The organism is Pseudomonas japonica, from assembly GCF_900188455.1.
Lineage (GTDB): Bacteria > Pseudomonadota > Gammaproteobacteria > Pseudomonadales > Pseudomonadaceae > Aquipseudomonas > Aquipseudomonas japonica.
Window position 1 is genome coordinate 1 of record NZ_FZOL01000046.1, and the last position, 14,713, is coordinate 14,713.

8 protein-coding genes are annotated in these 14,713 nt (G+C 68.1%); 6 read left to right on the forward strand and 2 right to left on the reverse strand.

Annotated elements, in window-relative coordinates:
- The first annotated feature begins 312 nt into the window (after positions 1-312).
- Both CHB99_RS29010 and CHB99_RS29015 read left to right on the forward strand, forming a co-directional pair.
- Complete coding sequence (locus CHB99_RS29010; RefSeq protein ID WP_377697392.1) at positions 313-942, forward strand: cell wall hydrolase; 630 nt, start codon at positions 313-315, stop codon at positions 940-942.
- A gap of 205 nt (positions 943-1,147) precedes the next feature.
- Complete coding sequence (locus tag CHB99_RS29015) at positions 1,148-1,999, forward strand: CAP domain-containing protein (RefSeq protein WP_042130210.1); 852 nt, start codon at positions 1,148-1,150, stop codon at positions 1,997-1,999.
- A 12-nt stretch (positions 2,000-2,011) separates the two neighbouring features.
- On the opposite strand, the gene CHB99_RS29020 is transcribed toward CHB99_RS29015, so the two are convergent.
- Positions 2,012-2,785 (reverse strand): hypothetical protein, encoded by a 774-nt coding sequence (locus tag CHB99_RS29020; RefSeq protein ID WP_042130208.1) that lies wholly within the window; start codon positions 2,783-2,785, stop codon positions 2,012-2,014.
- Positions 2,786-3,047: 262 nt separating this feature from the next.
- Between CHB99_RS29020 and CHB99_RS29025 the strand changes: the two genes are divergently transcribed.
- The 4 genes from CHB99_RS29025 (at position 3,048) to CHB99_RS29040 (ending at position 13,577) form a co-directional block, all read left to right on the forward strand.
- Positions 3,048-3,584: a cysteine hydrolase family protein gene (locus tag CHB99_RS29025; RefSeq protein WP_042130205.1), complete on the forward strand. Its 537-nt coding sequence runs from the start codon at positions 3,048-3,050 to the stop codon at positions 3,582-3,584.
- A gap of 85 nt (positions 3,585-3,669) precedes the next feature.
- The gene (locus CHB99_RS29030; RefSeq protein WP_042130203.1) at positions 3,670-7,989 is read left to right on the forward strand and encodes a SpvB/TcaC N-terminal domain-containing protein; all 4,320 of its coding nucleotides are present in this window, start codon (positions 3,670-3,672) and stop codon (positions 7,987-7,989) included.
- Complete coding sequence (locus tag CHB99_RS29035; protein WP_052419569.1) at positions 7,976-10,762, forward strand: RHS repeat domain-containing protein; 2,787 nt, start codon at positions 7,976-7,978, stop codon at positions 10,760-10,762. The genes CHB99_RS29030 and CHB99_RS29035 overlap by 14 nt, the downstream gene beginning before the upstream one ends.
- A gap of 4 nt (positions 10,763-10,766) precedes the next feature.
- Positions 10,767-13,577: an RHS repeat domain-containing protein gene (locus CHB99_RS29040; protein ID WP_052419568.1), complete on the forward strand. Its 2,811-nt coding sequence runs from the start codon at positions 10,767-10,769 to the stop codon at positions 13,575-13,577.
- A gap of 530 nt (positions 13,578-14,107) precedes the next feature.
- On the opposite strand, the gene CHB99_RS29910 is transcribed toward CHB99_RS29040, so the two are convergent.
- On the reverse strand, positions 14,108-14,713 hold a 606-nt coding region (locus CHB99_RS29910), incomplete at its 5' end, for a Tc toxin subunit A-related protein (protein WP_487379637.1).

A 14,713-nucleotide genomic window follows, 5' to 3' on the forward strand; every position in this document is an offset into this window, starting at 1 on the left:
CATTCGACCCTGGGCTATCTACCGCCCAACCGGTATGAGCGGCAGATAGCCTGAGCTCCCACATTGCGGTGTCCGGAAAAAGTTGACCAGCTCAAGGTACGTTGCAACAAATGTAGGAGCGAGCGCGCTCGCGATGCGCCGCGCGGGCGGCGCTCGATCTCCAGAACGCTGCAAGCCTCAAGACAGGCACCTCGCGGCCTTGACACATCAACCACAACCCTACCGTCCAGCGGCAACCTCGGAATTTTTGAACCTTCCCCCCGGTCCACCGATCAGGTAGCCCCGACAGTCCGTCCAGGGCACCTTCGCCGGATGGGTCCGACCATGGCCAGCCTGAGCAAAGCGATCTGCCTGAGCATCACCCTCGCGCTCCTCGCGCCATCCCCGGCCAGCGCCGCCGACAACCCGGTGGCCGCCCAGGCCGAGGACAAGGCCGAAGTCCTCGAACACGCGGTGGCCACCCAGAGCAGCCCGGCCCCCGAAGCCAAACTCACCCCGAGCGAAGCCAAGGCCGTCGACCCCGATGGCGCCGCCGCCCTGGACGACACCCTGACCTGCCTGGCCCGCACCATCTACTGGGAAGCCAAGGGCGCCAGCGCCGACGACATGCAGGCGGTGGCCAACGTGGTACTCAATCGCCTCGGCCATGACGGCTTTCCCGACACCCTCTGCGCCGTGGTCAAGCAGGGCTCGGAACGTCATGCCTGCCAGTTCTCCTGGTGGTGCGACGGCCGCGCCGACCAGATCAAGGAAGACGAACCCTACCTCGCGGCCAAGGAGATCGCGCGCAAGACCCTCAACCGCCAACTTCCCGACAACACCCGCGGGGCCCTCTACTTCCACGCCCGCCAGGTATCTCCCGCCTGGTCGAAAACCTTCGTGAAAACCGCACAGACCCGCAAATTCGTCTTCTACAAGCCGCACAATGGCGCCGCGCACTGAACGCCGAGGGGAACCTGAAGGCGTATTGCCAGACAAACACGACAGGCGCGGGCCAATCTGGCTACCATGCACGCAGCACAGCTGCCTTTACCCCAAGCCATCGGGGACACCGGCCGGGCCATGAGCGCGGACCCGCCGGTTTCATCGCAATGAAGACCACGCAGGCCCTTTTTTCGCCCGTGGCGCCAGATCCAGGGAGATTCAAATGCGCGTCCGTTCCTCCATGCTGTCCCTTGCCCTGCTTTGCCTCGCGCCGCTGCTTGCCAGCCAGGCCCGGGCCAGTGAAGAAAGCCAACTGATCGACTCGATCAACGCCTACCGCAACCAGTCCCAGGCCTGCGCCAACCAGGCGTCGCTGGAGTTGCCGCCACTGGCCAGCGAGCCGCGCCTGGTGCTGTCGGCCACCAGCATGGGCGACCTGCAGCAGCAACTGGCGCGGGTCGCCTACCCCATGGTCAATGTCCAGGCCATCAGCCTGTCCGGCCCGCGCGACGCGGCGGCGGCCATGCAGGCGATCCGCGAGAGCTTCTGCCAGGTGGTCCTCGATCCGCAGTTCGTCGATATCGGCGTCAGCCGCGAAGGCCGCGAGTGGCGCATCGTGGTGGCGCGGCCACTGCTCAGCGCGCGCCTGGGCGACTGGCAGAGCGAAGGCCGCAGCCTGCTCGAAGCGATCAACGCCGCCCGGGCCCAGGCGCGCCAATGCGGTTCCCAGGCCATGAGCGCGACCACCCCGCTGAGCTGGAACGACACCCTCGCCGGTGCCGCACAGAGTCACAGCCGGGCCATGGCCAACCAGAACTTCTTCGACCATGTCGATCGCGACGGCCGTACCCCCGGCGATCGCGCCGAACTGGCCGGCTACAGCGGCGCGCGCATCGCCGAGAACATCGCCGCCGGTCTCGACAGCCCGCGCAAGGTGATCGACGGCTGGCTCGCCAGCCCGGGTCACTGCGCCAACCTGATGAGTCCGCAACTGCGTGAACTGGGCGCGGCCTATGCCGCCGACCCGAAAAGCGATGCCGGCATCTACTGGACCGCGCTGTTCGGCAGCCCCTGACACAGCGCGCGGTCAGTCGCCGTGGATCGGCGCCGGCGGCACGAGCAGGTCGGTGTCGCCCACCAGCAAGCGGTCCAGGCTCGAGGGAAAACTGAGACGGACCTGCAGGGTCGCGGCAGGGGTCGCCGGCAGCCAGCCGGTGCTCACCGGCACGGTGCTCGGTGAATGCCCCCGCAGGAATGGCGCGGTCGCGCCCTCGCCGAGCCGCACGTAGCCGCGCCAGGCACCCTGGTCGGAGAAGGCGCGGTCGTCGCGGCGCGACAGTTCCAGCTCGGCCTTGACCCGATCGCCGACCCGGACGAAGTCCACCAGCCGGACCTGGACGAACTCATACACCTTCACATTGACGCAGGCACCCAATCCCGGCAGGACCAGGGCATGGGACTGGCCCGGGCGTGCCTGGCCGGTATCGACGCTGATGCGGATGTCGCCGTTGCCGTCGCTGGGTCCGGCGCAGTTGTAGACCACACCGCCGGCCAGGGTTTGCGCGGGGAGCAGTGGCAGGCCGACGATGGCGCCACGGCCATCGCTGATGTTCAGGGTGAAATGGTAGGTACCGCCGTGATCGACACAGTAGGTCGAGCCGTCGTCGATCAGGCCCGCGTCGGCCTCGGCGCGCACCCTCAACCGCGCCAGCTGCGGCGGCGGCACCCCGGTGGTGCGCGGATCGAAGCCGCTGTCCGGTAGGTCCGGACGTTCCAGGTCGGAATTCCACAGCGCCTGGTTGCTGCCAGACGCCGCGCAGCGCCGCAACAGGGCCAACACCGTACCGATACCGCTGGGCAACCACCGTCCGGCTACGAGGGGGGGACTGGCGGCGTACGCCAGAGACGCGCTGGAAGATGCTGCCTTGCCCCGGACCATGACGGTTCTCCATCCTGTGAGGCGGCTCTGGCTGTCCGCCGGTCCGCTGAAGCTAATCAGCCCGGACGCATCGCGCTACTGACAAAAATATCAGGTAGTGGCAAAAAGCCCGCGCTTGCCGCCTTCCAGCCCCGCCCGCATCACGCTACGCTGCTCGCCCCCCCAGTCAATTCGAGGAGATACCATGACAACCGCTCTGCTGGTCATCGATGTACAGGCTTCGCTTTGCACCGGAGAATTCGCCGCCTTCGACATCGAGCGTGTGCTCGCGACGATCAATGCCAGCATCGCCAGGGCGCGCGCCGCGGGCATGCCCGTGGTGTTCGTGCAGCACGAACAGGAGAGCGACGCGCTGTTCCGCTTCGGCAGCCCCGGCTGGCAACTGGCGGCCAGCCTGACGGCCGAGGCCGAGGATGAGCGGGTGCGCAAGACCACCCCGGATTCCTTCAACCAGACCCACCTGCATGCCTGGCTGCAGTCGCGGGATATCCAGCGCCTGCTGGTCTGCGGCCTGCAGAGCGACTTCTGCGTCGACACCAGCGTGCGCCGTGCCCTGAGCCTGGGCTACGAGGTAGTGCTGCTCGCCGATGCCCACTCCACCCTGGACAACGAGGTGCTGTCGGCGGCGCAGATCAGCGCCCACCACAACGCGGTGTTCAGCAACATGACCAGCTACGGCCCGCGGATCCACGTGCAGGCCGCCGCCGACGTGGTGTTCTGAGGCGGTACCTGACATTTCTGCCAGTTAACGAAATCGCTCGCGCAAGGCACTCTTGTTCCATTGGACAGCCAATGGAGCAGTCGTCATGCAGGATCAGAAATCCGCCATCGAGGTTCCGACGCTGCCCAAGGGCGGCGGGGCGATCCAGAGCATCGGCAGCGGCTGGGGTGAGATCGGCACCTCGGGCGCCGCCTCCTTCGGCATTCCCCTGCCGGTTTCCCCGGGGCGTGGCTACGCGCCCCCACTGACCCTGAACTACCGCAGCACGGTGAGCAATGGCCTGTTCGGCATGGGCTGGAGCCTGTCCCACGGTTGCGTGGCGCGGCGCACCAGCAAGGGCGTGCCGCGCTACAACGACGACGATGTGATGCTCGGCCCCGACGGCGTGGTCTGGCTGCCCGAGCGCGATGCCAGCGGCGCCCTGGCGTTCAGCGAAGTCGACACCTACCGCGGCCTGGCCCTGGACCGCCGCTACCAGGTGATCCGTCATTTTCCCCGTATCGAAGGTGCCTTCGAGCGCATCGAGCGCTGGCGTGCCGACGCCGAGGACCCGGGCTTCTGGCTGATCCACGGGAGTGACGGCAGCTTGCACTGCTACGGGCGCAATCCCTCGTCGCGCAGCACCGACCCGGACGATCCACGACGGGTCGGCGAGTGGCTGCTGGAAGAAAGCATGAACGCCCATGGCGAGCACATCCTCTACCAGTACAAGGGCGAGGACCTGGCCGGGCTCGATCCGCAGCATCCGCGCGACTTCCGTGCCCAGTGCTACCTCAACCGGGTCCGCTACGGCAATGTCGAGGCCCACCCCTGGCTGTACCTGTGGCAACCGGAAAGCATCGACCAGGTGCAATGGCACTTCGACCTGCTGCTGGACTACGGCGAGCGCAGCACCGCGCTGGAAGAACTCCCGACGTACGAGGAAAGCGCCGTGTGGCCGGTGCGCAGCGACCCGCACAGCACCTTCGCCTACGGTTTCGAACTGGGCAACCTGCGCCTGTGCCGGCAGATCCTCATGTTCCATCGCTTCGCCGAACTGGGCGAAGCGCCGCGGCTGGTCCGGCGCCTGCTGCTGGAGTACGCCACCAGCGAGCTGTCCTACAACCTGCTGGTCAGCGCCCACAGCCAGGCCTGGGCCAGCGATGGCCGGCTGAGCAGCCTGCCGCCGATGAGCTTCGCCTATGCACCGTACTCCGCCGAAGCACCCGCTCAGTTCAGCGAGTTTCCCGCCATGCCCGGCCTCAACGACGGCCAGCACTACCAGTTCGTCGATCTCTACGGCGAAGGCTTTTCCGGAATACTGACCCGCAGCGACAAGGGCTGGTACTACCGCGAGCCGCTGCGCGACGACAGCGAGGCCGAGGAAGGCACGCGCAACGACCGCGTGCGCTACGGCGACTGGGCGCTGCTGCCACGCATCCCGCTGGCCGACAGCCGCAGTCCGCTGCGCCAGTCGCTGCAGGACCTGACCGGCGACGGGCGCCTGGAGTGGAGCATCAGCGCCCCCGGCCTGAACGGCTTCTTCACCCTCGACGCGGATCGCAACTGGTCGGCCTTCGTGCCTTACACCGCGGTCACCCCGGAAGCCCTCCACCCTCTGGCGCAACTGGCCGACCTGAGCGGTGCCGGTCTGCTCGACCTGGCCCTGATCGGCCCGCGCAGCGTACGCCTGTACGCCAACCGTCGCGAGCAGGGGCATGCGGCGCCGATCGAGGTACCGCACCTGGTCGATGACCGCCTGCCGGTGATCGGTGACGAACGCGCCGAACTGGTGGCCTTCAGCGACATCCTCGGCAGCGGCCAGCAGCACCTGGTGCGCATCCGCCACAACGAAGTGCGCTGCTGGCCGAACCTCGGCCACGGGCGCTTCGGGCGCGGCTTTCGCTTCGCCAGCCTGCCGTTCGAGCACACCCGCTTCGATGCCAGCCGGGTCCGCCTGGCCGACCTCGACGGCTCCGGCGCCAGCGACCTGCTCTACCTGGAAAGCGACGGCATCCGCGTGTTCATGAACCGCAGCGGCTTCGACCTGGAGTCGCCGGTGGTCCGACCCTGGCCACCCGGGGTGCGCTACGACCGCCTGTGCCAGGTCAGCGCCGCCGACCTGCAGGGCCTCGGTTGCGCCAGCCTGATCCTCAGCGTGCCGCACATGCGGCCGCACCACTGGCGCCTGGACTTCACCGCGCGCAAGCCGTACCTGCTCGAACGCACCGACAACCACATGGGCGCCGTCGGCAGTGTCGAATACCGCAGTTCCGGCCAGGAATGGCTCGACGAGAAGGAGGAACTGCGCCAGGCCGGCCAGCCGGCGGTCAGTCACCTGCCGATGACCCTGCACCTGGTGACCCGGCAGACCCAGCTCGACGAGATCACCGGCAACCTGCTGGTGCAGTGCATGCACTACCGTCGCGGCCATTACGACCGCCACGAGCGCGAGCTGCGGGGGTTCGGCCTGGTGCTGCAGACCGACAGCGAAAGCGCCCGCGGCGACGAGGACAGCCACTTCACCGCGCCGATCCTCAGCAAGACCTGGTTCCACACCGGCCAGTACCCGGCCCCGGCCCGCGACGACTTCTACCAGGATGCCGACGCGGCGACCCTCGGCGCCGACCTGCTGAGCCTGTTCGATCCCGCCGAGGGCGGCGACCGCATCGTCGCCGAACCCGACGAAGCCCACCGGCGGGCCATGGCCCACGCCCTCAGTGGTTCGCCGATCCGCAGCGAACGCTACGGGCTGGACGACAGTCCGCAAGCCGCGGTGCCCTACTCGGTGGAACAGCATCGCTACCTGCTGCGCGAACTGGCGCCGACCAGCCCCCACCAGCCTTACGCGCGCATGCTGCCCCTGCCCCTGGAAAGCATGAGCCTCGACTACGAGCGCCAGGCCGACGACCCGCGCTGCCAGCACAGCATCAGCCTGGCCCACGACGAGTACGCGCAGACCACCCACAGCGTGCTCATCCATTGCGCGCGACGCCGGGATGTCAGCGACCCGCCGCCGTTCGACAGCGAGCACGAACAGACCTGGTGGCGCGACGCCCATGACCCGGCGCAGTACGACCACTACCTCAACGAAACCCGCGCCCAGGCCATCCACCTGACCCAGCCCCAGGGCTGGCGCCTCGGCCTGCCCTGGCGCCAGCGCGGCAATGCCCTGGTCCTGCCGCGCGCGGCACTGCCGCCGCGGAGGATCAGCTACGAGCACCTGAGCGGCCCGGAGACTCCGCTGGCCGAGGACGCCGAACGGGTCCTCACCGGGCAGACCGTGCAACGCTACCAGGTCGCCGACAGCGCCAGCCGCGAAGAGCTGCCCGACGGCCAGGCCAGCTTCGAGGCGCTGCCCGGCTACCTGGAAAGCGCCGAACTCAACGAACAGGCGATGCAGGCCTACGACCGGGTGATGAGCCGCGCCGAGCTGCACGAGAAACTGGCCCAGCTCAACTACGAACGCATGCCGGCCTTCCTCCCCGAGCAGGCGGACCTGGAGCTCTGGGCCATCCGCCAGGGCTTCACCAATTACGCCCCCGCCAGCGCCTTCCACCGCACCCTGGCGTTTCGCGAAACCCGCAGCCACGGCCTGACCGAGGTCGGCCACGATCCCTACTACTGCCAGGTCACCAGCGTCACCCTGCCCGACGGTTGCCGGACCCTGGCCGAGATCGACTACCACTGCCTGCAGCCCTGGCGCATCACCGACCCCAACGAAAATGTCCAGGAAGCCCTCTACGACGGTTTCGGCCGGGTGCTGGCGACCAGCTTTCACGGCACCGAAGACGGCGAACCGGCGGGTTTCGCCGCGCTGGACGAGTACCAGCGCGAAAGCGAAGACCTGGCCAGCGCCCTCGCCGCCCCCCATGCGGCCCTGCAGAACGCCGCCAGTGCCTGCTACTACGACGCCTTCAGCTGGATGCAGGCGCCGGAAAGCCGCCAGCCGGTGCACAGCGCGGTGCTGCTGGCCGACCGCTATCCCGGCGACCCCGATCTGCAGATTCGCATCAGCCTGAGCAGCAGCGACGGCTTCGGGCGCGCCTTGCAGAGCAAGCAGAAGGTCGAGCCGGGCATGGCCTATGCGGTCGACGAAAACGGCGAGCTGCTGCTGGAGGACGGCCAGCCGGTACAGGTGCAGGCCAACGAACGCTGGCGGGTCAGCGAGCGTGTCGAATTCAACAACAAGGGCTTGCCGGTGCGGGTCTACCGGCCCTACTTCGCCGAGCGCTGGCGCTACATCAACGATGTCTCGTTCCGCCTGTTCGGCTACAACGACCAGCAGTTCTACGACCCCCTCGGGCGCGAGGTGCGGGTCCTGACCGCCAAGGGCTACCTGCGCCGCCAGCGTTACCTGGCGTGGTACACCATCAGCGAGGACGAGAACGACACCTGGGAGGAAATGCAGGATGAGCGCCCCTAGCGCGGTGCATCGGCACACGCCCGTGCTGCGCTCGCAGGATGCCCGCGGCCTGCCCGCGCGCCGCGTCGACTACCACCGCGCGGCGACGGAGCCCGCGGTGCGCCGGGTCAGCCTGAGCCGCCACGACGCGGCCGGCCAGATGCTCCAGCAGTGGGACCCGCGTCAGTTCGAGCGCCTCGACCAGGGCGAGCAGCCAGGCCCCTGCCAGCGCACGTTGCGGTCCCTGTCCGGCAGGACCCTGCTCGACCAGAGCAGCGATGGCGGATGGCAACTGCTGCTCGCCGCGGACGCCGGCCCTGTCAGCGAGCAGTGGGACAGCCGCACCAGCCACTGGCACACCGAATACGACGAATTGCTGCGCCCCGTGCTGATTCGCGAGAGCGCCAGCGGACAATCCCCGCGCAGCGCCGAACGCTTCGCCTATGCCCGCGAGCGAAGAACCGCGAACTGCCGCGGACGCCTGGTCCGGCATGACGACGATGGCGGCAGTCGCCTGGTAACCGGCTACGGCCTGGGCGGCCAGGTGCGCCGCGAGACCCGCCATTTCCTCACGGCCCTCGACCTGCCCGACTGGCCCGCCACCCCGGCCGATCGCGACGAACTGCTCGAACCCGGCGACGGTGCCACCACCGTCGTCATCCACGGCCCGCTGCGGCAGGTGCTGGAGCAGACCGATGCGCTCGGCAACCGCCAGTCCCTGCGCTTCACCCCGAACGGCGAACTGGCCGGGCTGCGGTTGTTCCTGAACGACGGTACGCAGCACAGTCTGCTCGGCGACGTCCGCTACGACGCCTTCGGCCAGATCGAGGCGCAGACCGCCGGCAACGGCGTCGTCAGCCTGAGCCTGCACGACCCCGCCACCGGCAGGCTGTCGCAGCTGAGCGCCCACCGCCCCGGGCGCGCCCCGCTCCAGGACCTGACCTACCAGCACGACCCGGTGGGCAACCTGATCCACATCGAAGACCGCAGCCAGCCCACCGCGCACTTCGCCAACCAGCGGGTCGAGCCCGTCAACACCTATGCCTACGACTCGCTCTACCAACTGATCGCCAGTACCGGGCGCGAGGCCGCGGGCGCGGTGATCGGCCCCGCCCTGCCTGAACTGGCGCCGAACCCCGGCGACACCAGCCGCCTGCTCAACTACAGCCAGCACTACGACTACGACGCCAGCGGCAATCTGCTGCACCTGAGCCATGTCGGCCAGCATCCGTACAGCCACCACTTCAACGTCGCCGAGCAGAGCAACCACGCCGTGCCCGAACCGGGCGATCCACTGGCCGCCTTCGACGCCAACGGCAATCTGCGCGACCTGGCGCCCGGCCAACCCCTGCACTGGAACGCGCGCAACCAGTTGCACGGTACCCGCCAGGTCAGCCGCGACGACGGCCCCGACGACGATGAACACTACCGCTATGGCGGCGACGGCCTGCGCCTGCGCAAGGTCGCCAGCCGCCTGGTTTCCGGCCGTGTGCAACGCAGCGAGACCCGCTACCTGCCCGGCCTGGAACGGCATACCCGGCCGGGCGAGGCCTTCGCCGTGATCACCGCCCAGGCTGGACGCTGTTCGCTGCGCTGCCTGGTCTGGAGCGAAGGCAGCCCCGACGGCAGCGACAACCCGCAACTGCGCTACAGCCTGCGCGACCCGCACGACAGCAGCGCCCTGGAACTGGACGACGACGCGCGCATCATCAGCCACGAAGGCTGGTACCCGTTCGGCGGCACGGCCTGGTGGGCGGGCCGTTCGGCCATCGAGGCCGGTTACAAGGCGCGCCGCCACTCGGGCAAGGAGCGCGACGCCACGGGTCTGTATGCCTACGGCCTGCGCTACTACGCGCCGTGGCTGGCGCGCTGGATCAGCCCGGACCCGGCGGGCGACATCGACGGGCTCAACCGCTACCGTTTCGTGCACAACAATCCACCGACCCTGGTCGATCACCAGGGCCTCAACGCCGACGAGCGTCGCTACGAGATCCAGCCTTTCAGCAAAATGCCCAGGGCGCGGGCCCCGGCGCCGGCCTCCGACAATCGGCTCGGCACTTTCGTCTACGACACGCTGTGGAGTGTGAAGAGCTACCTGAACAAGGGCGCGGGCAATCAATACGGTGACATCAAGGGCAGCGACTACCGCTCGATGATCTTCAACGCGATGGCCCGGCAGAATCAGGAAACCCCGCTGAACGACCGCAACCTCGTCGAGCATGCCATGGCCGCCGAGGCCGGCCTGTGCGACGACTTCACCCTGACCGGACTGTTCCTGATGGGCACATCCCCCGAGCGGCCGGGCAATGTGCCCCTGTTTTCGGCGTCCAGAGGGGAGCATCGCTTCGGGCTGGTGGGCGACCCTCGGCAGAGCGATCCGCTGCTGTTCGAATCCTGGGTCACCCTGCCCACTGTCCTGCCCTGGTCGCAAAGCCTGCTGGCCGAAGGCGCGGACCTGCCCGTCGACTACACCCCGCGCATGCCCGGGGAGCCCGGCTACGCCATCGGCCGGCAGAGGGTGCGTGCGCTGCGCCAGGAGCTGTACGCGCAGTCGCCCGATATCGCCCAGGCGTACCTGCAATCGAGCCTCGATGCCGCCGTGCTCGGTGGTCAGGTCTGGTCCCAGGTGTCCGCGATGAAAATGTCTCAAGGCGCCGGTGATCACCTTGACAGCGTCGATCACGCTGCCGCCAGCGTGCCGATGACGCATTGGCCAAGTACCCGACGCGCCCTCGAGCATGCCCTGACGATCCGCGACGACAGCCTTCGTGCCCCCCGACTGCTGCGGTTCTGAAGCCTTGGCCCGCTCGCCGCATACCCTCACCCCGGACCTGAGCGTCATCGACTGTCGCCATCTGCCGCTGCGTCACGTCGGCTATTCGCGGGCCGCCGCGGACCAGCCGGTGCAACGCCGCGTCACCCTCAGCCGCCACGACCTGACCAGGCAATCGAGGCGGGACTGGGATCCGCGACTGTTCGAGCGCCTGGATCAAGGCAGCGAGGCGAGCCCGAACCAGCTGGCGCTGTCATCCCTTTCCGGGCGCCCGCTGCTCGGCGAAAGCAGCGACGCCGGCTGGCTGTTGACCCTGCCCGGTGAAGCCGGCCAGGCAACACAGCGCTGGGACAGCCGCGCCAGCCACTGGCACACCGAACACGACGAACTGCTGCGCCCGGTACTGACTCGCGAGAGCACCGCGGGACAGGCCCCGCGCGTCGCCGAGCGCTTCACCTATGCCCGGCAACCCGGTCGCAACGGCCGGGGCCGGCTGGTCCGCCACGACGACGATGGCGGCAGCCGCCGGGTCGACGCGTACAGCCTGAGCGGCCAGGAACAGCGGCAGACCCGCCATTTTCTCGCCAGCCCGGACCTGCCGGACTGGCCGGTCGCCTGCGCCGATCGCGATGCGCTGCTGGAGCCCGGCAAAGGCGCCGCGACGACCTGTGTCCATGGACCGTTGCAGGATGTGCTGGAACAGACCGACGCGCTGGGCAATCGCCAGGTCCTGCGCTTCACCGCGGACGGCGCACCGTACAGCCTGACCCTGCACCTGGCCAACGCCAGCGAGCATGTGCTGCTCAGCAATGCCTGCTACAACGCCTTCGGCCAGATCGAAGCCCAGACCGCCGGCAATGGCGTCAGCAGCCACTGCGAATACGATCCCGCCAGCGGTCGCCTGTGCCGCCTCGGCACCCGTCGTCCCGGGCGCGGCGCGCTGCTGCAGGACCTGCACTACACCTACGACCCGGTGGGCAACCTGGTGCATACCGAGGACCGCAGCCAGCCGGTGCGGCACTTCGCCAATCAGCGGGTCGATCCCGTCGACACCTTCCGCTACGACTCGCTCTATCAACTGGTCGAAGCCACCGGGCGCGAGGCCGCGGGAGCGCTGGTCGGCCCGCAACTGCCGGACCTGGCGCCGAACCCCGGCGACACCAGTCGCCTGCTCAACTACAGCCAGCACTACACCTACGACGCCAGCGGCAACCTGCTGACCCTCAGGCATGTCGGCCAGAACCCCTACACCCGCAGCATGGCCGTCGCCGAGCAGAGCAATCACGCCGTACCCGCGCCCGGCGACCCGCTCACCGCCTTCGACGCCAATGGCAATCTGCGCGAACTGGCGCCCGGCCAGCCCTTGCACTGGAACGCCCACAACCAGTTGCACGGCACGCGCCAGGCAAGCCGCGACGACGGCCCCGACGACGACGAACACTACCGCTATGGCGGTGACGGCCTGCGGGTGCGCAAGGTCGCCAACCGCCTGGTCTCGGGCCGTGTGCAACGCAGCGAGACCCGCTACCTGCCCGGCCTGGAACTGCATGCCCGGCCGGGCGAGGCCTTCGCCGTGATCACCGCCCAGGCTGGACGCTGTTCGCTGCGCTGCCTGGTCTGGAGCGAAGGCAGCCCCGACGGCATCGACAACCCGCAGCTGCGCTACAGCCTCGGCGACCGGCACGACAGCAGCGTTCTGGAGCTGGATGGTGAAGCGCGCATCATCAGCCACGAAGGTTATTACCCCTTCGGCGGCACGGCGTGGTGGGCGGCACGTTCGGCACTCGACGCGAGCTACAAGACCCGGCGCTACTCAGGCAAGGAGCGTGATGCCAGCGGTCTCTACGACTACGGCCTGCGCTACTACGCGCCGTGGCTGCTGCGCTGGATCAACCCGGACCCGGCGGGCGACGTCGACGGGCTCAACCGCTACCGCTTCGTGCGCAACAACCCGGCAACCCTGAGCGATCCCCAGGGTCTGAATCCCGAGGACCGCGCCTACCGCGTCGAGCCCTTCAGTCGTTACCCCATGGCGCCGCACTCGGGAAATACCCTGGACCCATTCGATACACGCACGCTGCACCTGAACGCCGACGGCAAGCTCGCCGAGCTTGTCTACGACACCCAGTGGAGTGTCAAAGGCTACCTGGACCACGGCGCGGCCAACCAGATCGGCGACATCCTGAGAAGCGGCTACAAGTCGATGGCCTATGGCGAGTTGTTGCGCCGCGAGGTCTCCGACGATGTGTCGCTGATGGAGCGGGCTGCCCATGCCATGGCGGCGAGGGCGGGGTACTGCGACGAATTCGCCGCGGTGGGGCTGCTGCTGCTCGGCTCATCGCCACGCTGGAGCGGCACGCCGCTGTACCTGGCGCAGAAGCCGGGGCACACCTTTGTCGAGGTGGGCGACGGTCGCGAGGCGGATCCGCTGATCATGGATCCCTGGGTCATGTTCCCGGCGGTGCATCACCGCTCGCAGAGCCTGGATGTTGCAACCAACCTGCTGAGCTACACACCCAGCATGCCGGGGGACCCGAACTTCCACATCAGCCGGACCCAGGTGGATTTTCTCCATGAAACGCTGTATTCGGGCCCCATCGACCTCACGCCCGACACCGTCGCCCCGGATGTGGAGGCTGGCATACGCGGGGGCTTCATCTTCTCGCAGTGGTCCGCGATGCAGGACCCGCAGGCGGTCACCTACTGGAGCCAGGGTGGCGAGAGCGATGCTGCCGGCGTGCCCGAGCCATTCTGGAACCGGCTGCAGGCCACCCTCGGTCATGACCTGCGGATCCGCGATGTTCCGGGGGTCCTCGATCGGCTTCTGCGGATTTGAGTGGGCCGTGATGCGTAGGCAGAGCGAGGGTAACGGCAACGGCATGGGTGTCTACACAACTTTGACGGCCTGGCGGGGAACCGTATGAAGGCCGCCAGGTGCCTGTCTTGAGGCTTGCAGCGCTCTGAAGATCGAGCGCCGCCCGCGCGGCGCATCGCAGTGCATGGCGACACTCTTCCAGCGCCCTCAAGATCGAGCGCCGTCCGCACGGCGCTTCGCGAGCAAGCTCGCTCCCACAGTCTGTTGCAACGCGCCATTGCCTGTGGGGTTTGGGTGGTCAGCCTTTGTCTTGCTGCGATGTATCGCGGGAAAGCTGTTGGGTTCGACTCGGTATCGAGTCGAACGCACAAGGCGGTCAATGGCGGTCTATCAGACACAGGTTCGTTGCAACAAACTGTGGGAGCGAGCTTGCTCGCGAAGCGCCGCGCGGGCGGCGCTCGATCTTCAGAGCGCTGCAAGGCTCAAGACAGGCACCTGGCCGCCTTGATGCGGTTTCCGAGATGTGCAGATACCTGTGCCACCGGGAAACCTCAGTCCCCCAACAGCGTCTCCACATGCCCGGCGAAGTCCGGCCCTCCGGACTGCGCCGTGTAGCGCACCTGGACGATGATGTCGGTCAGGCTCTGCAACAGCTGCTGCTGGCGCTGCGACTGGTGCCGGGGGAAACGCAGCTCCCAGGTGGACAACGCCCCGGTGCCCTCGAACGGCAGGTAGCGCTCGTCGTTGAAGTCGAGCTGGAAGAGGCCATGGTCGTCCAGCCCGCGAGACAGGCAGATGCTCTGGCTGGCCCGCGGGTTGTAGAGGATGTTGCTGGTGTCGCTGTCCGGCTGGTCGTAGAGCGCATTCATCGCCCGAGGGTCGGCCTTGAGCACGGTGCGGCTGGATACCTGGGTCAGGATCGCCTGCACATCCTCGTAGGGACCGACCAGCGCCGGCAGCGACACCGAGAGGCTGACCACCTGGCGCAGGTAGTGCCCCGGATAATCGCCATCGAACAGCCGCGGGAGGAGTTCGAAATTCAGCTTGCCCTCCCCCAGCAGACTCTCCAGCGCGGTATCCCAGTCCATGTCGGTGCCTTGCCGGCTGTCGAACAGCTGCTTCAGCGAGATCGTGCGTACCAGTTCCTGGCGCCGCTC